Origin of the sequence: Xanthobacter sp. YC-JY1, assembly GCF_021730305.1 — a bacterium.
Lineage (GTDB): Bacteria > Pseudomonadota > Alphaproteobacteria > Rhizobiales > Xanthobacteraceae > Xanthobacter > Xanthobacter flavus.
Genome location: NZ_CP032674.1, coordinates 2729245 through 2749684, shown reverse-complemented (window position 1 = coordinate 2749684; position 20440 = coordinate 2729245). Strand labels below are relative to the sequence as shown.

16 protein-coding genes are annotated in these 20440 nt (G+C 69.1%); 9 read left to right on the top strand and 7 right to left on the bottom strand.

Features of this window, described 5'->3' with window-relative positions:
* Nucleotides 1-26: 26 nt before the first annotated feature.
* Complete coding sequence (locus D7006_RS12815) at nt 27-875, bottom strand: fumarylacetoacetate hydrolase family protein (protein WP_237353252.1); 849 nt, start codon at nt 873-875, stop codon at nt 27-29.
* A gap of 625 nt (nt 876-1500) precedes the next feature.
* On the opposite strand from D7006_RS12815, the gene D7006_RS12810 reads away from it, so the two are divergent.
* From D7006_RS12810 to D7006_RS12795, 4 genes are read left to right on the top strand one after another with little or no spacing between them, the layout of a single operon-like run.
* Nucleotides 1501-2313 (top strand): UDP-2,3-diacylglucosamine diphosphatase, encoded by an 813-nt coding sequence (locus D7006_RS12810; RefSeq protein ID WP_169120109.1) that lies wholly within the window; start codon nt 1501-1503, stop codon nt 2311-2313.
* Nucleotides 2313-3380, top strand: a complete 1068-nt coding sequence (locus D7006_RS12805; protein WP_305852662.1) for a glycosyltransferase family 1 protein — start codon at nt 2313-2315, stop codon at nt 3378-3380. The genes D7006_RS12810 and D7006_RS12805 overlap by 1 nt, the downstream gene beginning before the upstream one ends.
* A complete protein-coding gene (locus D7006_RS12800; RefSeq protein WP_237353251.1) occupies nt 3377-4378 on the top strand; it encodes a threonine/serine dehydratase in 1002 nt (333 codons plus the stop codon). The genes D7006_RS12805 and D7006_RS12800 overlap by 4 nt, the downstream gene beginning before the upstream one ends.
* 6 nt (nt 4379-4384) lie before the next feature.
* Complete coding sequence (locus tag D7006_RS12795; RefSeq protein WP_237353250.1) at nt 4385-5587, top strand: MFS transporter; 1203 nt, start codon at nt 4385-4387, stop codon at nt 5585-5587.
* Here D7006_RS12795 and dgcA read toward each other — a convergent pair.
* The gene (dgcA, locus tag D7006_RS12790; protein ID WP_237353249.1) at nt 5539-6519 is read right to left on the bottom strand and encodes an N-acetyl-D-Glu racemase DgcA; all 981 of its coding nucleotides are present in this window, start codon (nt 6517-6519) and stop codon (nt 5539-5541) included. The genes D7006_RS12795 and dgcA overlap by 49 nt on opposite strands.
* Before the next feature lie 298 nt (nt 6520-6817).
* Between dgcA and D7006_RS12785 the strand changes: the two genes are divergently transcribed.
* The 4 genes from D7006_RS12785 (at nt 6818) to D7006_RS12770 (ending at nt 10419) form a co-directional block, all read left to right on the top strand.
* The gene (locus tag D7006_RS12785; RefSeq protein ID WP_371744943.1) at nt 6818-7945 is read left to right on the top strand and encodes an MlaE family lipid ABC transporter permease subunit; all 1128 of its coding nucleotides are present in this window, start codon (nt 6818-6820) and stop codon (nt 7943-7945) included.
* Between the two features lie 6 nt (nt 7946-7951).
* Complete coding sequence (locus D7006_RS12780; RefSeq protein ID WP_229644365.1) at nt 7952-8764, top strand: ABC transporter ATP-binding protein; 813 nt, start codon at nt 7952-7954, stop codon at nt 8762-8764.
* Nucleotides 8765-8849: 85 nt separating this feature from the next.
* A complete protein-coding gene (locus D7006_RS12775; protein WP_169120121.1) occupies nt 8850-9773 on the top strand; it encodes an MlaD family protein in 924 nt (307 codons plus the stop codon).
* Between the two features lie 7 nt (nt 9774-9780).
* Nucleotides 9781-10419: an ABC-type transport auxiliary lipoprotein family protein gene (locus D7006_RS12770; RefSeq protein WP_237353248.1), complete on the top strand. Its 639-nt coding sequence runs from the start codon at nt 9781-9783 to the stop codon at nt 10417-10419.
* A 41-nt stretch (nt 10420-10460) separates the two neighbouring features.
* Here D7006_RS12770 and D7006_RS12765 read toward each other — a convergent pair whose 3' ends face one another.
* Together D7006_RS12765 and D7006_RS12760 are read right to left on the bottom strand one after the other, a co-directional pair.
* On the bottom strand, nt 10461-11927 hold the full coding sequence (locus D7006_RS12765; protein ID WP_237353247.1) for a YcjX family protein: 1467 nt from the start codon (nt 11925-11927) through the stop codon (nt 10461-10463).
* 2 nt (nt 11928-11929) lie between these two features.
* Nucleotides 11930-12451 carry a histidine phosphatase family protein gene (locus D7006_RS12760; protein WP_229644369.1) on the bottom strand — a complete coding sequence of 174 codons (522 nt, stop codon included), beginning with the start codon at nt 12449-12451 and terminating at the stop codon, nt 11930-11932.
* Between the two features lie 189 nt (nt 12452-12640).
* Here D7006_RS12760 and D7006_RS12755 point away from each other — a divergent pair, with 189 nt between their 5' ends.
* Nucleotides 12641-14161 (top strand): FAD-dependent oxidoreductase, encoded by a 1521-nt coding sequence (locus tag D7006_RS12755; RefSeq protein WP_237353246.1) that lies wholly within the window; start codon nt 12641-12643, stop codon nt 14159-14161.
* Here the strand turns inward: D7006_RS12755 and D7006_RS12750 are convergent.
* From D7006_RS12750 to D7006_RS12740, 3 genes are all read right to left on the bottom strand, one after another.
* Nucleotides 14149-14679 (bottom strand): hypothetical protein, encoded by a 531-nt coding sequence (locus tag D7006_RS12750; protein ID WP_237353245.1) that lies wholly within the window; start codon nt 14677-14679, stop codon nt 14149-14151. The two genes, D7006_RS12755 and D7006_RS12750, sit on opposite strands and share 13 nt — an antisense overlap.
* 80 nt (nt 14680-14759) lie before the next feature.
* Nucleotides 14760-15752 carry a P1 family peptidase gene (locus D7006_RS12745; RefSeq protein ID WP_237353244.1) on the bottom strand — a complete coding sequence of 331 codons (993 nt, stop codon included), beginning with the start codon at nt 15750-15752 and terminating at the stop codon, nt 14760-14762.
* 135 nt (nt 15753-15887) lie between these two features.
* Nucleotides 15888-20216: a hypothetical protein gene (locus D7006_RS12740; RefSeq protein WP_237353243.1), complete on the bottom strand. Its 4329-nt coding sequence runs from the start codon at nt 20214-20216 to the stop codon at nt 15888-15890.
* Nucleotides 20217-20440: the final 224 nt, after the last annotated feature.

Genomic DNA, 20440 nt, shown 5'->3' with positions numbered 1-20440 from the left:
GGAGGATGCCCGCCGCCTCCTTCGTCTCAGAGCTTGAACGGCACCACGGTCTGCTGCTGCTCGCCGAGGCCCTCGATGCCCACGCGCATCACGTCGCCGGCCTTCAGGAAGCGCGGCGGCTTGAAGCCGAGGCCGACGCCGGGCGGGGTGCCGGTGGTGATGACGTCGCCGGGGTCGAGCACCATGAACTGGCTGATGTAGTGCACCAGGAACGGGATGCGGAAGATCATGGTCTTCATGGAGCCGTTCTGGACGCGCTCGCCGTTCACTTCCAGCCACATGGCGAGGGTGGAGGTGTCCGGGATCTCGTCGGTGGTGACGAGCCAGGGGCCGAGGGGCCCGAAGGTCTCGCAGCCCTTGCCCTTCATCCACTGGCCGGAGCGCTCGATCTGGAAATGGCGCTCGGAGACGTCGTTGCAGATGCAGTAGCCGGCCACGTAGTCGAGAGCGTCCTTCTCCTCGACATAGCGGGCGCGCTTGCCGATGACGAAGGCGAACTCAACCTCCCAGTCGAGCTTCAGCGAGCCCTTGGGAATCATCACGTCGTCATTCGGGCCGACGATGCAGTTTGGCGCCTTGTTGAAGAGCACCGGCTCCTCGGGGATGGGATTGTTGGTCTCGGCGGCGTGGTCCGCGAAGTTGAGGCCGACCGCGACGAAATTGCCGGGACGGGCGACGCAGGCGCCGAGGCGAGCGCCTTCCGGAGCGAGCGGCAGGGAGGCGGGATCGACGCCCGCGATCTTCTTCAGGCTCTCGGGGGCGAGGGTCTCGCCGTTGAGATCCGCGATGATGCCGGACAGGTCGCGGACCTTGCCGTCTGAATCGATTAGACCCGGCTTCTCTCGTCCAAATTCGCCGAAGCGGACCAGCTTCATCGGGAGCTCCTGATGGGATGTATGGCGTTGTTCTTGTTCGGGCGGGCAGCGCTAGGGTCAGCTGCTCCGTCCAAGGCGGCGCACGCTGGCGCGGTCTGGGGCCTAGGTCAATGGCGGCGGGATGTTTTTTCCTGCGGACGAAGGCGAACTTCGAGAGGCGAGGATGACGTTAGGTCATGTGCGGGGAGGCAGCGGCAGCCAATATGTCGCGGCTCCATAGAGGCCGGCCGTGGTTCGAACGGGCACCGTCCGGGCGCGTCGGCAGAGTTGAGTGGCGACGATTCGACAGGTCGTCCGGGTTCGCGCGGCAGGGAACGTCTTCATTGCGCAGGGCTTCGACTATTAGCCGTCTTTCCAATGCCTGCCCGATCTGCATTTAATCTGTGCAAGCCGCGTGATTGGGCATGTGGCCTTCCTTTTGGACCGGCGACGTCATAAAAGGGATACACGACTCCGGCTAAGTCCGGACCGTGCAAGGTCGGCATGACGGACGCTCTGCAAGCTGTTCGGCAAGCCCGCCGGCGAACTTGAACGGGGCGCCTTATGGGTGCCACGATGCCGCCTTAGCCGGGGTTCGGCCGTTACGGCTGCGCTGGCGGGCTGCGGGAAGGTGGAGGTATAGGGCGTGAGCGACAGTCCTGAAGCGCGCCGCTTTCGCGCCCTCTTCATCTCCGACGTGCACCTCGGCACCAAGGGTTGCCAGGCCGAATTGCTGCTTGATTTCCTCAAGTATAATGATGCCGATACCGTCTATCTCGTCGGCGATATCGTCGATGGGTGGCGGCTGAAGGCCAACTGGTATTGGCCGCAGAAGCACAACGACGTGGTGCAGAAGCTGCTGCGCAAGGGCCGCAAGGGCGCGCGCATGGTCTACCTGCCCGGCAACCACGACGAATTCCTGCGCGACTATTACGGCACGCACTTCGGCGGGATCGAAGTGGTGGAGCGCGCGATCCACGAGGCGGCGGACGGCAAGCGCTATCTCGTCATCCACGGTGACATCTTCGACGTGGTGGTGCGGCATGCCCGCTGGCTCGCCTTCCTGGGAGACTGGGCCTATTCGGCCGCGCTCACCATCAACACCTACGTCAACAAGATCCGCCGCCGGCTGGGCCTCACCTACTGGTCGCTCAGCCAGTGGGCGAAGCTGAAGGTGAAGAACGCGGTCAATTATATCGGCAAGTTCGAGGAGGCGGTGGCCGACGAGGCCAAGCGCTCGGACGTGGATGGGGTCATCTGCGGCCACATCCATCACGCCGTGATCCACGAGCAGTTCGGCGTCCGCTACGTGAATTGCGGCGACTGGGTCGAGAGCTGCACGGCCATCGCCGAGCATGATGATGGCCGCCTTGAGATCATCTCCTGGACCCGCAAGCTGGACAAGAAGGCTCCGGCTGAGGAGGGCGAGGTGGTCGAGGGGGCGCGCGCGGCGGCCTGATGCGGGTTCTTGTCGCCACCGATGCGTGGCATCCCCAGATCAACGGCGTGGTGCGGTCCCTGGAGCATACCGCCCGCGAGGCGGAGAGCCTGGGTGCGGACATGCAGTTCCTCAGCCCGCAGGGCTTTCGCACGGTTCCGCTGCCCACCTACAACGAGATCCGGCTCGCCCTCGCCACGCCGCGCATGATCATGCGGCGCATCGAGGCGCTGCAGCCGGACTTCGTGCATATCGCGACCGAGGGGCCCATCGGCATCCTGGTCCGCCGGGCGTGCATCGCCTCGCGCCGCACCTTTACCACCTCCTATCACACCAAATTTCCGGAATACCTCGCCGCCCGCGCCCCGGTGCCCGAGCGGCTGACCTATGCGTGGCTGCGCTCGTTCCACAATGCCGGCGGCGGCGTGATGGTCTCCACCGCCACGCTGGAGCGGGATCTGGAAGCCCGCGGCTTCAAGCGGCTGATGCGCTGGTCGCGCGGCGTGGATGCGGACCTGTTCCGCCCCCGCCCCGAGGCGACGCTGAACCTGCCGCGGCCGGTCTATCTCTTCGTCGGGCGCGTGGCGGTAGAAAAGAATATCGAGGCCTTCCTCGAACTCGATCTGCCCGGCTCCAAGGTAGTGGTGGGCAGTGGCCCGGCCCTCGCCAGCCTGAAGGAACGGTTTCCCGCCGTGCACTTCCTCGGCTCGAAGGAGGGCGAGGATCTGGCGCAGGTCTATTCCGCCTGCGATGTCTTCTGCTTCCCGAGCCGCACCGATACCTTCGGCATCGTGCTCCTGGAGGCGCTGGCGAGCGGCCTGCCGGTCGCCGCCTATCCTGTTACCGGCCCGACCGACGTGCTGGCCGATGCGACGGAGCAGGTGGGTATCCTTGACGAGGATCTGCGCACCGCCTGCCTCAAGGCGCTGGAGCTGTCGCCCGCCGCCGCCCGCCGCTTCGCGCTGCGCTATACGTGGCGGGAAAGTGCCCGCCAATTCCTCGACAACGTGCTGATCGCCCACGACATCGGGCCCATCGCGCGGCGCTATCGCCTTCGGCGGCGGCGTCGGGTAGCTTCCGGCGCATGAGCGCCTCCCAGATTCCGTCCGCCCCGCTTCCCACCGCCGAAGATGTCGATGCCGCTGCCGCGCGGCTCCTCGGCTTTGCCGTCCGCACGCCGCTGGTGTTCTCGCCGGTGCTGAGCGAGCGCACCGGCGCCGACGTCTTCCTGAAGCCGGAGACGTTGCAGCGCACCGGTTCCTTCAAGTTCCGCGGTGCCTTCAACCGCATGGTGCAGATTCCGGAAGAGGCGCGCGCCGCCGGAGTCGTCGCCTGCTCGTCGGGCAACCATGCCCAGGGTGTCGCCGCCGCGGCGAAGATCCTCGGCATGCCGGCGGTCATCGTCATGCCCCACGATGCGCCGGCCCTGAAGCGCGACCGTACCCGCGCGCTCGGCGCGGAAGTCGTGGGCTACGACCGCCGCACCGAGGACCGCGACGCCATCGCCCGCGCCATCGCGGCGGAGCGCGGCGCCATCATGGTGCCGCCCTATGACGATCCTCACATCATCGCCGGGCAGGGCACGGTGGGCCTCGAGATCGTTCAAGATCTGGCCGCCCTCGGCCGCGTGCCCGATCTCGTGGCGGCCAATGCCTCCGGCGGCGGGCTGGTGGCCGGCATCGCGCTGGCCGTGAAGCGGGTTGCGCCGCAGGCGCGTGTGGTGGTTTGCGAGCCGGCGGGCTTCGACGACCACGCCCGCTCCTTCCGCTCCGGCGTGCGCGAGCGCAATGCCCAGCCGGACGGCTCCTTCTGCGACGCGCTGCTGGCGCCCACGCCCGGGGCCATCACCTTCGAGATCACCCGCCGCATCGTGGGCGAGGCGGCAGCCGTGACCGACGCCGAAGTGGCGCGGGCGGTGGAATACGCCTTCCGCGAACTCAAGTTGGTGGTGGAGCCGGGTGGCGCGGTCGCGCTGGCGAGCCTGCTGGAGGGGCGGCTCAACGTCTCCGGCGGCACAGCGGTGATCGTGCTCTCCGGCGGCAATGTGGACGCGGAAACCTTCACCCGCTGCCTCGCCGCCACCTGACGCATCGTGGACGAGGTCGGGGAGAACGGGCAGGGGCATCTGCCGCCGCGCGCGCTCGCGCTGCGGCTGGGGGCGGCCTACGGCACCTTCTTCATCGCGCTCGGCATCTTCCAGCCCTATCTGCCACTCTGGTTGCAGGCCCGCGGGTTGGGGCCGGAGGCCATGGGCCTCGTACTGGCCGTGCCCATGCTCAGCCGGCTTGCCGCGACCCCCCTGCTTGGCCTGCTCTCGGACCGGCTGGGACGGCCGAGGGCGCTGCTCACCCTTTTGGGCATCGCCACGGTCGCGGCCATGGCGCTTCTGGCCTTCACCTCCAGCCTTCCGGCGATCCTCCTGATCCTCGGCGCCATGTCGGCGGCGTGGTTCCCCGGCTTTTCGCTACTGGATTCCTACACCTCGCGCCTTGCCCGGGCGGGACGGGCGGAATATGGCCGCGCGCGCCAATGGGGTTCGGCAAGCTTCCTCGGGGCCAATCTCGCGGGTGGCGTGATCGTTGGCGCGCTGGGCGCGGATTCAGTCGTCCTGCTGATGATCGCGGGCCATGTGGCCTATGTGCTCGCGACCTTCGGCTTGCCGGAACTGCCCCGGGCTGAGGCCATGCCGTCGCCCCTCACGGGGCGGCGCGCGCGGCTCGGCTTTCTCGCCGGCATTGTCGCCGCCGGGCTGGTGCAGGCGAGCCATGCGGTGCTTTACCTCTTCGCCACGGTCCACTGGCGGTCGGAAGGCATCTCGCTGACGGTCATCGGTGTCCTGTGGGCGGTGGGCGTTGCGGCCGAGATGGTGCTGTTCCGTTTCGGCCGGCCACTGCTGGGCCGCTTCGGCGCCTATGGAATGATCGCCATCGGCGGCGCGGCCGCCGTGGTGCGCTTTGCGGTGATGGCGAGCGATCCGCCGCTCGCCGTCCTGCTGCCGCTTCAGATGCTGCACGCCCTGACCTTCGCGGCGACCTATCTTGCCATGGTCGATCTCGTGGCGCGGGGCGTGAGCGAGCATCGTTCCGGCACGGGGCAGACCACCGCGGCCTGGACATCAAGCCTCATGTCGTCCGCCGCGAACGTGGCGGCCGGGCCGCTCTGGGCCGCGTTTGGCCCCATGGCCTTTCTGGCCGGATGCGCGCTGGGCCTGGCGGGGGCGGGCGTGGCCCTCGTCGCCGCGCGGCTTCAGCCCCAGAGCAAGGGATCGGGCGGGGAGACGGTGGCACCGTCGTAGTGAAGGCCGGGCAGACGGTCGCGCGCGAGCAGAAGCGGCCCGTCGAGGTCCACCCATTTCGCCTTCTGGGCGACCAGCAGGGCAGGGGCCATGGCGAGCGATGACGCCAGCATGCACCCCACCATGACGCCGAAGCCAAGCCCATGAGCCGCCTCCGCCAAGGCCAGTGCTTCGGTGAGCCCCCCGGCCTTGTCGAGCTTCACGTTGATGGCGTCATAGCGCTCGCGGAGCGCCGCGAGCCCCGCCCTGTCGTGCACGCTCTCGTCGGCGCAGATGGGCACCTGCCGATCGATGCGGGCGAGCCGGCGGTCGTCGTCGGCCGGCAGGGGCTGCTCGACGAGCTCGACGCCGACGGTGGCGCAGGCATCGAGCAGGGTCGGCAGGTCGGCGGCCTTCCAACCCTCATTGGCATCGACGATGAGGCGCTTGTCCGGGGCGGCCTCGCGCACGGCGGCGAGGCGCTCACGGTCTCCCGGGGCGCCAAGCTTGAGCTTGAGCAAAGGGCGGTCCGTGGCGGCGGCTGCGGCGCGGGCCATGGCCTCCGGCGTATCGAGGCTGAGGGTATAGGCCGTGACCACCGGCCGCAGGGCGGGCAGGCCGGCCAGCTCGGCGCAGCCCATGCCGGAGGATTTCGCCTCGAGGTCCCACAGGGCGCAGTCGACGGCATTGCGCGCGGCGCCGGCCGGCAGGCGGTGCTGCAGCATCTCCCGGCTGAGGCCGTCCGCAAGGTCCGCCCTCAGCGCTTCGATGGCCGCGACCACGCCTTCCACGGTTTCGCCGTAGCGGGCATAGGGCACGCACTCGCCGCGACCGGTGATGCCGCCTGCGGTGATGCGCGCTTCCACCACCACCGCCTCCGTCTTGGAGCCACGGGCGATGTTGAAGGTGCCGGCGATGGGAAAGCGCTCGACGCTGAGAGACAGTTCGGCCATGGGTTAAGCTTAATAGCCGATTCCGCGCCGCCCATCGCGGGGCAGGTGACGATGGTGGCGAGGTGTGTCCTGGCTGATCTCGACGCCGCCTCCGCGTATCTGTATGGCTAGATTGCGTTCATGCCTTGCGGGGCGGGAGCGCATCCGGCAGGAGCGTGTGCCGCTGCCGGAATGAAGGCGGGGCGACGGTTTGACCGCGGCAGGTGTCGTGGTAGGGCTACGGACGGTAAGGTCCGAAGTCTGTTCTGGGGTTGAGACCATCCGGCGTGTCGCGCCGGTCGCCGTTGGAGACGCCGCGTTGCCGCATGCTTCGTTGATTTCCGTGCACAGCCAGGACGACCGCCTGACCGTGGCCGGGCGCGGTGCGTGGACGTCCGAATATGCCGACGAACTGGAGATGGCGGTCAACGATACCGTCCATTCCTATGCCAAGCCCAAGGGCGTCGAGATCGACCTCGCCTCCGTAGAGCGCATGGATACCTTCGGCGCCTTGCTGCTGGAGCGGCTGCGACGTGCTTGGGCGGGCACCGGGGTCGAACCGACTTTGGTCGGGCTGGCGCCGCGCTATAAGGTGCTGCTGGAAGAGCTCTCCCGCATGGGGCACGAGCCGCCGCCCCCTAAGCGCCGGCACGAAGGCATTCTGGAGCGGTTCGGCCACGAGGTCGTCAATGCCGCCAAGGATGCGCTGTCGCTGCTGAACTTCATCGGCGCCACGGTGGCCGCCATGCTGCGGGTGTTGGCCCGCCCGCGCAGCTTCCGCTTCACCTCCATGGTGAACCAGGTCGACCGGGTCGGCTTCCGCGCCGTGCCCATCATCCTGCTGATCACCTTCCTCATCGGCTGCATCCTGGCCCAGCAGGGCATCTTCAATTTTCGTCGCTTCGGCGCCGACATCTATGTCGTGGACATGGTGGGCGTCCTGGTGCTGCGCGAACTCGGCGTGCTCATCGTCTCCATCATGATCGCCGGCCGCTCGGGCAGCGCCTATACGGCCGAACTCGGCTCCATGCGCATGCGCGAGGAGATCGATGCGCTGCGCGTGATGGGCTTCGATCCCATCGAGGTGCTGGTGGTGCCGCGCATCCTCGCGCTCATCATCGCCCTGCCGCTGCTCACCTTCATCGGCTCCATGTCCGCCATCTTCGGCGCGGGGCTGGTGTCCTGGGGCTATGGCGGCATCACACCCGACGTGTTCCTCGACCGGCTGAAGCTCGCCATCGACCTCGATCAGTTCAAGGTCGGCATGTACAAGGCGCCCTTCATGGCGGCGACCATCGGCCTCGTCGCCTGCATGGAAGGCCTGAGGGTGGGCGGCAGCGCCGAATCCTTGGGCGAGCACACCACCGCCTCGGTGGTGAAGGCCATCTTCCTCGTGATCGTCATGGACGGTGTGTTCGCCATGTTCTTCGCCGCGATCGACATGTGAGCGGCCATGGACGCACAGACCTCCTCCTCCACACTTCAGACCAGCGGCCGGGAAGCCATCATCCGGGTCCACGACATCGTCGTGGGGTTCGGCGACCGCGTGGTGCTCAACCACCTCGATCTCGACGTCTATCGCGGCGAGATCCTGGGCTTCGTCGGCACGTCGGGCGGGGGCAAGTCGGTGCTGACGCGCACGATCCTCGGGCTGGTGCACAAGACGTCGGGCACGGTCGAGGTGTTCGGGCAGAACCTCGACGACCTCTCCGAGCGCGAGCGCTCGGCGCTGGAGCGGCGCTGGGGCGTGCTGTTCCAGCAGGGTGCGCTGTTCTCCTCGCTCACGGTGAAGCAGAACATCCAGTTCCCGCTGCGGGAAAATCTCAAGCTGTCCCAGCGGCTTCTGGACGAGATCGCCTATACCAAGATCGAGATGGTCGGCCTGAAATGCGATGTGGCCGAAAAGTTACCCTCCGAGCTTTCCGGCGGCATGATAAAACGCGCCGCGCTTGCCCGCTCGCTGGCGCTCGATCCTGAAATTCTCTTTCTCGACGAACCCACTTCGGGCCTTGATCCGATCGGCGCGGGCGACTTCGACGAGCTGATCCGGACGCTGCAACAGACTTTGGGGCTTACGGTTTTCATGGTAACCCACGATCTCGACAGCCTTCACACCGTGTGCGACCGCATCGCGGCACTCGCCGACGGCAAGGTGATCGCGGCGGGGACGATCGAGGACATGATGGCGCAACAGCACCCTTGGCTGCGGGCCTATTTTCACGGCACGCGGGCAAGGGCGGTGCAAAACGCGCGCCGCGAGCGTTGATACATGCGCGCCGCCTGTGGCGGTGCGCCAGGACAAGGAGCAGGCCGGTAAAGCGGGGCAGGCTGCAACGGAACCGGGATGAGGCATGGAAACACGGGCCAACTACACCATCATCGGAGCCTTCACGCTCGCCGTCATCGCGGCGGCGTTCGGCTTCGTGTACTGGTTCGCCGGACCGCACGATTCCACGGCCCGCAAGGTCTATGAGATCGTCTTTGACGGCTCGGTGGCTGGCCTGCGCCAGGGCAACTCGGTGCTGTTCAACGGCATCCCGGTGGGACAGGTGACGAGCCTCGGCCTTGTGCCGGGCCAGCCGGGGCAGGTTCTCGTCCAAATCGGCATCGACAACAAGGTTCCGGTTCTCTCCGACGCCCGCGCGGGCCTGGAATCGCAGGGCCTGACCGGCATAATCGCCGTGTCCATCCGTGGTGGTAAGCCGGACGCGCCGGCGCTGCAGCCCGGCCCCAATGGCATTCCCCGTATCGCTTCCGATGGCGGGGCGGGCATGTCCGGCCTCATCAACACGGCGCAGGGCGTCGCCAAGAAGATCGAGGTGGTGCTGGACGCCATCAACCCGGAAGAGATCAAGAACATCATCCGCAACATCGACACCTTCTCCCAGGCCGTCGCGTCCAAGTCCGACGACGTGGCGAGCGTGATCGAGCAGGCAAATGCGCTCGTGAAGCAGCTCAACGGTGTGGCGCAGCGGGTCGACGAGGTGGTGGTGAACCTCAAGACCGCGACCGAGGACAAGAACGGCCTGCTCAACCAGGCCACCGAGGCAGCGGCCTCCGTGCGCAAGCTGGCCGACAATCTCGACCAGCGCACCGCGCTTCTCACCAACGAGATCAGCCGCTTCACCGGGCCCGGCCTCAAGCAGTTCGAGGCGCTGGCCACCGACGGACGCCGCACCCTCGGCGAGATCGACCGCGTGCTGCGCGGCATCGAGCGCAACCCCCAGCAATTCATTCTGGGCGGCGGCAACTCCATTCCGAAATACGGGCGATGAGCCGATCATGAGCGACGTTCCCGTCTCCCGTAGCGATGTGCTGACCCGAGCCGCTTCTCTGGCGCGCCGACTGCTGGCCGCGTCCCTGTTCATTGGTGCCGCGCTCTCCCTCGCCGCCTGTGGCTCGACCCCGACGCCCACCTACAATCTCACCGCACCCGGCGGCTTCACGGCCGGCGGCAGCGGCAACGGGCAGCTGGTGGTGGTGGCGCCGACGGCGCTTGCCGTGCTCAATACCGACAAGATCATGGTGGAGCCCGGCGCGGGGCAGGTGGCCTATCTGGCCGATGCCCAGTGGAGCGACAATCTCCCGGCGCTGCTACACGCCCGCACCATCCAGGCGTTCGAGAATGCCAGCAAGCTGCGCCGCGTCGCCCGTCCCGGAGACGGCGTAAATGCGGACTACACGCTGGTGACGGACATCCGCACCTTCGCGCTGCGCATTACCGATCAGGGCCCCGTGGCCGTGGTGGAGATTTCCGCCAAGCTCATCGGTGCCCAGAGTGGTAGGATCCTGGCCGCGCAGGTGTTCCGCGCCGCCGTGCCGGCCGCTTCATCCGCCGGTCCCGCCGCTACCGTCGCCCTTGATCAGGCGCAGGATCAGGTGCTGGTGCAGATGGTGCGCTGGGCTTCGACCAAGTTCTGAACCAAAGCGTCTGACTTTCAGCACCTGAACCGCCAGTCGGTTCAGGTGAGCCGGTCCGCCAACAGGAACTGAAGCGCCCGATCCAGCCGAATATGCGGGATCGGGCCATCGCCGATGTCCGCAGGGGGACGGAAGCGCAGGAAGCGGAAATCCACGTCGTCCTGCCCGTTGCCCGCCATGGATGAGGCGAGACCCCGGAAGCCCGCGCCGGACGGATCGAACAGGGCATCCGGGTCGGCCGGCAACTCGCCCGGAAACACCGCCACCTCCTCCTCGCCGTCGAAGACGTGGCCACCCGCCTCCTGTCCGGCCTCGGGCGTGCCGACAATGGCATCCAGCTCGTGACCACCCCGCCGCACGCGGGCCTCGCGGGTGGCGCGGATGGCGGCGAGCGCCACCACGTCGAGGGTCGCGCCACGGTCCTGTGCCCGCTCGCGCGCACGCTCCACGAGACGCCCCAGCACCGCTTCCAGCCGGTCATGGCTGGCCCGATGCAGATGGTCAGCCTTGGTGGCGGCGAACAGCACTTTCTCGATGCGGGGGCGGAAGAGGGTGCTCACCAGACTGTTCCGCCCGGTGCGGAAGGCGGCGAGGATGCCGTCCAGCGCCCGCTCCAGGTCGGCGAGGGCGGCAGGCCCGGCATTCAGCGCCGAGAGCGTGTCCACCAGCACGATCTGCCGGTCGAGCCGGGCGAAGTGGTTGCGGAAGAACGGCCGCACCACGGCGTGCTTGTAGGCCTCGAAACGCCGCTCCATCATCCCGCCCAGCGTGTCGGCGCGAGAGGGCGTGTCCTCCACGTCCAGCGGGGCGAAGGTGAGGGCAGGTGATCCTTCGAGGTCGCCGGGCATAAGGAAGCGGCCGGGCGGCAACAGGCTCATGGCGAGCCGCTCGCTGCGACAGGCGGAGAGATATGAGGTGAACCGCGCCGCCACCTCCCGCGCCCGCGCCTCGTCGGCCGGCCCGCTTGCGGGGGCGTCGGCCACCGCCGCGAGGAAGGGCGCCGCCACCTCGGCCCGCGCCTGCGCGCGCGCAAGGGCGAGGCTCTGCCGGGCGAAGTCGGCGTAGGACATGTTCAGCAGCGGCAGGTCCAGCAGCCACTCGCCGGGATAGTCCACGATGTCGAGGGTCAGCGTCTTCAGGCTGCCGCGCCGGGTGGCGTAGCGGATGGCGAGGCGCAGCTCGCTGACCCGGGTGGTGGAGGACGGCCAACGCCGCTCCGCCCCCAGCATCTCCAGATGGCCCTCATAGGCGAAGCGCGGCACGGCATCGTCCGGCTGCGGCTGAAGCTCCGCACGGGCGATGCGGCCCGACTGGTAGGGCTCGAAGACGGGCATCCGCGCGCCCTTGGTGAGGGCGTGGATGAGGGCCGTGGTGAAGATGGTCTTTCCGGCCCGCGAAAGGCCGGTCACGCCGAGCCGCAGGGTGGGATGGGCGATGCCCTCCACCCGATCCGCCAGGGCCTGAAGCGCGATGCGCGCATCGTCCACGGCGTCCGTGAAGAACGCCATCGTCAGTCGTTTCCGCCAAGGTCGCGCGGGGTGACGAAACGGTCGAGGCGGCCGATGCCGGGCGCGGTGGCGCTCCACTCGTCCACGGGAAGATCGATGACGGCGAGGCCGCCGGTCGGGAATTTCTCTGCCATGCTGGCAAGATGGGGCGCCGGACCCGAAGCCACAAGCAGCTCGGCGAGGTCTTCGAGGCCGGGATTGTGGCCCACCAGCATCACGCTGTGGGCGTCCTTGGGCTGTTCCCGCAGCACGGTCATGAGGCGGGCAGCGGATGCGTCATAGACGCGGGGCTCGCTCGCCACCACTTTCGGCGGCGGCAGGCGGGCCGCCACGAGATCCCATGTCTCGCGCGTTCGACGGGCGGGCGACACCAGGATGCGATCGGCCAGCAGGTGTTCCTGCGCGATATAGGCACCGATGCGGGGCGCCGCGTTGCGGCCACGGGCTGCAAGGGGCCGTTCCGGATCGGCGATGCCGTTCGGCCAGTCCGACTTCGCATGGCGCAGCAGTATGAGACGGCGCATGGTTACTAACCGATCAACGAAATGCGGCTCCTTATGACGCACGCGGCCTGTGCAGCGCAATGTCCGCTGCCGCGCCGCAGCGTCACGCCCCCCGGCGCATTCGCCGGCCAAACGCCATTAGAGCGCCGCAAATAAACGCTTTCTCAAGCTGGCGGCGTCAGCATTGCCCATCTCTTATTGGACCAATTCATGAGCCAGACGTCTGCGCCCCGGCCCCCCGCGCACGATGCGATGGTGCCCGAGCGCTCCGCCGCGGGCCCCAAGCGGATCATCGACTGCGACGTCTGCGTGGTCGGTGGCGATGTCGCCGGCCTCGTTCTGGCGGGCGATCTTGCCCGGCGGGGCCGCGACGTGGTGCTGCTGGCCATGGCCGGCCCTTCGGTCGCGGTCCCCTCCTGGCCGCTCGACAGCGTCATCGCCCCCGGCTTCCCGCTCTCGACCCTTGAACTCTCCAGCCGGGTCGGCCGCGACGATGCGCAGGAGCTGCTCATCCTGTCCGCCCAGGCCGCGGAGGCGGGGCTGGGCCTCATAGAGCGCTTGGGCATCGAGATCGGCCCGCGCGGGCGGCTCACCGTGGCGCGCGCCCATGCGGCCGAAGACCTCTATCGCGAGCATGAGCTGCGCCAGGAACTCGCGCCGGACACCACCGTCTTTGTCGGCGCGGAGGATCTGGCGGCCCTCCTTGGCACCCAGACGTTTGCCGCCGGCCTCGGAGTCGTGCCGGCCGAACGCGTGCGCACGGCCTCCCTCATCGCGGCCTTGGAAGATGCGGCCCGGGCGGCCGGGGTGCGTTTCGTGAATGTGGAGAGCGCGCTCTCGGTCGATCTAAAGGGCGTCCGCAAGTATCTCGATATGGCGAACCAGCGGGTGCGCGCCTTTCAGGTCGCGGTGTGCGGACCGGCGGCGTTTGCCCGTCTCGGCTCGGGCGTCGCCCGGTTGCCACGGGCGCCGTGGGTTTCGGGTGGCTTCCGGCTGCCGGGCAGCAACGCGCCGTATGCCGGCCTCGTCGAGGAGTTCGGCCTCACCGGCCTCGCATATCATTTCGACGGCGACCGGCTGGCGGTTGCCGCCCAGTCGGCCCTGCCGGTGATGACGCGCGTCGGCGCGGCGCGCGTGCTGCGCCGACACGCGGCCGAGGTCTATCCCGTCGGTGGCGGGCTGGTGGAAGGCGCGCGGGCTCGGAGCCTGCCGGATCCCGGCGGCATGCCGATGCTGTATGAGGGCGAGCGCGGCGTCTGGTACGCGCTGGCGCCCGGGGCCGGATCGCTGGGGCTCGATTTCCTCGCGGCCCGCATGATCGTGGGCGCGATCGCCGAGCGGGACGATAGGATCGCCCTGCTTCAGCCCTTCGCCACGGCTGGCCTATCGGGATGGACCGGACGGGTGGCGCGCTTTGCCGCCTTCTGGCACGTGCGCCTCGCCGCGCGCCTGCATATGGAGAAAGGCACACCAGCCCTCGCGCCGGCGCAGGAGCCGGACGTTCCCGCGCCCCTTCCGGCACCGGCGACGGCCAGCGCCCTGGCACGGCGGAGCGTCGCCTCAGCGGCGTCGGCCTCCCGCCACGCGGCACGGGCCGCGCTCCATGCCGCATCGGGCTGGGCGTCGGGCCTTGCCACGCGCGCCGCATCCGAAGGTGGTCGTCGGCGCAGGCGGCCGCCGGTCGAGCCGCACGGCGAGCTGGAAGACGAGGCGCCGCCTCAGCGGCGGTAGAAGCTCTGCGGTCGTACGCCTTCCCGGAAATAGCCGAAGAAGGCGGCGACACCCGCCGCCTGCGCGAGAAGACCAGGCATGAGCGCCGCGAACGCCCCGAGATCGGCGCCGTCGGGCGCGATGGCATCGCGGATGGCGAACTGGCTGTAGCCGGTGGTGGCCAGCCAGAGCACCAGCAGCCAGGGCAGCACGAGCAGCGCGATGCGCGCGCGCGCCACGGTGAGCACCACCATGGTCACCGCCCAGCCGAACAACACCACCTGCGGCATCAGCCCCAGCCGCAGAACTTGCTGCGGCACGCCGGCGCCCGCGAAGGAGTCGAACAAGGCCGAGCGCGCGCCGGTGACGCCCAGCGCCGAGATCAGCGTGAACAGCCCGGCAAGAGGCAGGGCGGCGATGCCGCAGGCGCACCAGAACAGGAAGGCCAGAGCCCCGCCGAGGCGCACGGGGCCTTCGGGCCTGCCGGGGACATGCGAGGGCGAGCGGGGTGGGACTTGGGGTGTGGACGGAGCGGTCATGGAGATCCTCGGATCACCGGGCTTATAGCCGATCCCGCACGCCATGCATCCGCTAACGCCGCCCTGACGTTACGCGACCGTCAGCGCCCGAAATGGTCGTGCCAGCTCTTCTGGCAGTCCGGGAAGGGCAGGCGCCGGGCTTCGTACACACCGCGTGCAACCGCGCGCGCCAGTACAATGGAGGCGAGGGCGCCGAGCCGCGCGAGGTCCGGCAGCGGCGCCTCCAGCGCCCTGCGGCCGGTGGACATGGCAAATACCACGTCGCCATCGAGCGGCGTGTGGACGGGAAACAGCGAGAGCGCGAGCCCGTTCTGCGCCATGATGGCGAGCCGGCGCGCCTGCACCGTGGTCAAGATCGCATCCGTCGCAACGACGGCGATGGTGGTGGCGAAGCGCGAGACGCCGCCCTTGAGCCGGGGATCGCTGGCCTCATCCGGAACGTGCGACGGCACACCGAGCCCGCCGAACTCGCCGCCCCGCTCATAGTGGCCGGCGCGGAAATGCGGGCCGTCCCCGAATAGGGGACTTCCGGCAGCGTTGACCGCGACGATGGCGCCGACCATGTGGCCGGTCGCCGTCATGGCCGAGGCCGAACCGAGCCCGCCCTTCACGGTCGCCGTCGTGCAGCCCGTGCCGGCGCCCACCGAGCCGAGGTGGAAGTCCACGTCTGCGGCGTCCAGGGCATCGCGGCCGAGCTGCAGGTAGGGCGGATGGCCCTCCCAGCCCTTGTCGCCACCATTGAGCAGGTCGAACAGGATGGCGCCGGGCACGATGGGCACGCGCGCGGTGCCCACGGCAAAGCCCCGCCCGCGCGCGGCAAGTCCCGCCATGACGCCGGACGCCGCATCGAGGCCGAATGCCGAGCCGCCGGAGAGGGTGATGGCATCGACGCGCTCCACCGTTGCCGCCGGGTCGAGCAGGTCGGTCTCCCGCGTGCCCGGCCCTCCGCCGCGCACATCGACGGCGGCCACCGCCGGCTCTTCCGCGAGGATGACGGTGGCGCCCGTGCCGATGTGCGGCTCGGTGGCGTTGCCGACCAGCAGGCCGGGGACGTCGGTGATGAGATTGCGCATCTCGCCCTTCCCTTGCCGGCTTGCCTCCGGCCGCTGCAAACCACCCCGGAAATGGAAAAACCGCGCCAGGCGTCTCGAGCCCGGCGCGGTCTTCGTTTGCGTCCGCCTTGTCGGCGAGACCGGTCCCGTCCTGCCTCAGTCGAGGCGGCCGGAAGCGTGGGCGAGCATGGTGTAGACCTTGCCCGTGTCCGAGGTCAGGTAGGTGCGCGCCAGCGTGCTGCCGCGGTCATCACCCGAAACCTGATCGATGAGCCGCTCGAATTCGGCGACGTAGCGATCCACGGTCTCGCGGAAGCCGGCGTCGGCGCGGTAGCGGCGCTTCAGGGCGTCGAAGGTCTGCTGGCCCTGCATGGTGTAGAGCCGGCGGGAGAACACGTGGCTCTCGCCGTTGTTGTGGCGATCCCACATCTCCACCGCCGCCTGATGGTCCACCATGCGGGCGATGTCGGTGGACAGATCGTCGAGGCTCTCCGGAGCCGCGGCGGGGGCAGGGGCCGCCGCGCGGGTGGAGCGCGGCGCGTCCTCGTCCAGATCGCCGGAGGCGCGGGCGAGAAGCTCAGTCAGCCAGCTGTCGCGTTCCTCGCCGTTGCTCTCGGCGCGGGCGGCCGGCCGCGAGGCGGGACGCTCGGCCGGCTCGGCGCGGCGGTTGGCCGGGGCGCGGCGCAGCTCAGCTTGGAGCAGGCTCGCGCCTTCGGTGCGGGCCGGCTCGGAACGGCCGGTCTCGCTGCGGGTCAGGTCCTGGCGGCTTGCTTCGGCACGGGTCGGCTCGGAGCGCTGGAGTTCCGCACGGGGGCTCTCGGCGCGGGGCTCGCGCTCGGGACGGCTGCGCAGGGCGGTGGTCTCCCGCGACGCCTCGCGGGCGGCGCGGGTGGTCTCCTGCTGCGCGGCACGGGCGGAAGCCTCCACCACATCGAGGGCCTGACCCTGCCGGGCGACGATCTCGTTGAGCTCGGCGAGGGCCTTGATCTGCTCGGCCACCGCGCGGCGCATGGTGGCGGCGCTCGCCTCGGTCTCGGCGGGCAGCTCGAGAATGCCGCGCTTCATCTCCTCGCGGGCGAGGGTGATGGCCTGCTGGACATCCTCGGCCACGCGCTTGAGATCGGTGGCGACGGCGGTGAAGCGGTTGCCCGTCTCGCCGAAGAGCGTGTGCACGTCGGCAAGGGCCACCTCGTAGGTCTCCCGCAGGGCCGCCGCGGAGCGTTCGCGCTCGGCGTCGGCCGCAGTGCGCACCAGCGCAAGCTGCTGCGCCACGGCTTCGGTGGACCCGGACGTGGCCGACGCGATGACGCCGGCGATCTCGACGGCGCGCTGCTGCGAGGCCTCGTAGGTCTCGTCAAGCATGGTGTGGAAGGCAACGAGGCGGCTCTCCACGTCTCCGACGCGCTGGGCGAGGGAGCGGGCGAGCTGCTCCATGGCTTCGCGGCGCGAGGCCAGCGTGCTGTCCACCTGGTCGTGGGTCGAGGCGAGCGTCTGGGCCGCCTCGTCCATGAGCCGGCGGTTCTGGTCGAGCCGCTCGGACAGGGAGGACATCTGCGCCAGCGCAGTGGCGGAGACTTCCTTGAGCGAGCCGATCTGCGACTGGAAACGCTCGGCCGTGGCGTCGGCGCTGAGGGTGATGCCGGAGACGGCGCCACCGAAGCTCTCCACCTGGCGGGCGAAGGTGCCGGCGAAGGCATCGAGGTTCGACACCGCCTGGGTGAGCGCACCCTGGAAGGTGGCATTGGCGTCGTCGAGACGCTCGATGATGACGCCCACGTCGGTGCGCAGCGCGGTGTTGGTCGCGGTGATCTCCGTGACCGCGCGCTGGCTGGTGCGCTCCAGCGCGGAGAGGAAGGTGCCGTTCTTGTCGTCGATGAGATGGGCGATCTCGTTGAGGCGGGTGCCGAGATTGTCGGCCACCTTCTCCGAATGCTCGGTGAGGGTGCGGCTGACATTGCCCGACAGCGTGGTGAGCGAACGCTCAACCTCGCTCGCCTCGGCGCGCAGGGCGCCGGAGACGGTCTCGATGCGGCCGACCAAGGCATCGGCGATCGCGGTGCCGCGCACTTCCAGCGAGGTGGCGACGCCGTCGAGGCGGCCAAGCACCAGTTCCTCGATGCGGTGGACGCGACCGTCGAGCACGGAGGCGATCTCCTGCGCCCGGACGCCGATGTTGCGGTTCACCGCGTCGGCACGGTCCGTCAGCACCTCGCCCAGCGCCTTGGAGCGCGTGGCGAAGAAGTTCTCCAGCGTCTCCACCGACTTGTCGAGGGACTCGGTGGCGTTCTTCGTGCCCTCGGCGATGGTGCGGGCGAAGTTGACGGTGCGGGTTGCCAGCGTCTCTGTGAGGCTCTGGGCGCGCTGGTCCAGCGTCTGCTCGATGCGCGAGAAGCGCTGATCCATGATGGTCGCCACCGTGTCGGTGGTGGCGGAGAGGCGCTCGTCCAGCGTGGAGGTGGCGAGACGCAGGTTCTCGTTCACAAGCGCCACCCGGTGGGTGATCTGGTCCACCAGTTCAGGGGCGTGCACCTTCACCGTGGTGTCGAAGTTCTTCACGCCGTCCTGCATGGCGCGGGCGAGGTGGGCCGCATCATGCTGCATGCGGTCGGCCAGCTCGGCGCCGCGCACGGTGATGGTCTCCTCCATCGCCTTGAGGCGGGCGGTGAGCATCTCCTTGATGGCGTCGCTCTTGGTTCCGATTGTGGCGACCAGGATGTCGGCGGTCTCGCGGAAGGCTTCCGTGACCTTGGAGCCGCGGGCGCCGATGGCCTGCGTGACCTCGGTGGCGACGCGCGACAGGCGCTCGGTCATGTCCTCGCCGGCGCCATTGAGGGAGGCGGCGACCTCGTGGCTCTTGTCCACGAGCGCCGTGACGACCTGGTTGCTGGAGCGGTCGAGCGAGGAGGTGATGCGATCACCGGTCTCGGACAGGCGCTGCTGCAGATCCTCGCCGCGCACGGCGACGGCCTCGTAGATGCGGTTGCCGGTGGCCTCGATGCGGTCGGCGAGGTCGGTGCCGCGCACGGCCAAGGTCTCGGCGACACGCTCGCCGGTTTCTTCCAGTTTCCGGACCAACTCGCCGCCGCGGGTGGAGAACTCGACCACCGCGCTCTCGCTGGTGGCCCGGAAGGCGGAGTTCACCTCGGCCACGCGCACGTCGATGTCGTCGGCGAAGCGGCCCACGTTTTCGGCAAGCGTGTCGGCGATGCCCTGCTTGAGGCGGTCGATGTTGCTGTTCACCTCGTCGCCCCAGCGCTCGACCAGTTGAGACACGTCGGTGGTGGTGGCGAGCAGGTTGGAGGCGAGGTCGTCGGTGCGCGAACGCAGGGTCTCCACCAGCAGGTCGCCGGATTCGGAGAGATCCTGCCGGATGTCGGAGCCGGTGAGCTGGAGGCGGTCGATCAGCTCGCCGCCCTTGGCGGTGAGGCTGTCGATCATGCTGTCGCCGACGCGGGCGAGGGCGGCGGTGATGTGCTCGCCCTTCTGGCCAAGGATCTCGGTGACCTGCTCGCTCGCTTCCATCATGGTGGTGTGGATGCGCGAGGCGACGTCCTTCACCTCGCTGGAGAGCACCGTCTCGGCGGCGATGATGCCCTCGCGCAGGCGCTCGGTCTCGATCTGGATGTTGTGGCGCTCGGCCTGCAGGTCGTCGATCAGCGTGCGGATGCGCGTCTCGTTCTCCTCATAGGCGCGCTCCAGGGTGGCGACCTCGGCGCGCACCATGGATTCCAGCTCCCCGGCACGGGCGACGGCGCGGTCCATGCCGTCGCCCATGGCGGCGACCTCGCGGCGCACCGCCTGGCCGACGGTGACCACGCTTTCGGTGGCGATGGATTCCGGCTGGGCGAGGCGCAGGGCGACCTCGGTCATGGAGCGGGCGATGCCCTGCAATTCCATTGACCGGCGCACGATGCTGGCCATGCCGAAGAAGGCGAGCGGGGGAATGAGGATGCCGGCGAAGATGCCGAGCAGGGCCGGGGAGTCGCCCAGCGACTGGAGCCCGTTGGAGCTGGCCATCAGGCCGTGATGGACGGTGTAAGCGAAGATGATGCCGATGACGATCCACGCGAGCGAGACGCCCGTCGCCCAGTAGAAGGGCGTGACCGGCGGCTTCTTCTGCAACTGGCCGAGGAGCTGGCCGATGGGCTGACGGTCGTCGTTGGCGGCGCGGCGCTCGGCGTCGCTGCGCGGCGGGCGGGGCGCGCCCTCGCGGCGGCCGCCGTCCACGCGAACCTCGCCGCCCTCGGGCGGACGCGGCCGGCGATTGATGGGACGGCCTTCACGCTGCGGTCCGGGACCGGAGAGAACACGCTCGGGTGCGGGCGGTCGATCCAGCGGGGTTCCACGATCGGGAGGCAGGGGCGCCTCGCCCCCCTTGGCCGCAGCCGCATTGGCCTCGGCATTGTCGAGCTCGAGCGTCAGAGCCTCCTGGATGGCCGACAGAGCCGCCTCGGTCGGGTCCTGGATCTTCTTCGGGTTCTTCATCTCGCTGTCGCCTCTGCCCGCTTTCGGTGCCGGCGCGTGATGCCGCCTTGGCTCCGATACCCGTACACGCCCCCATCATCCGGCCACGCCGGACGAAGATGGTTTACCGTTTCTTATCCTAGACAGGCCGCGGCTCCGTTTGAACCGCCCCTGCCGCATTAATGAAGATATCGTTAATATCGAGCCACTTGGCTTGAGCTTGGCCATTCGACCCGGGCGGGCGG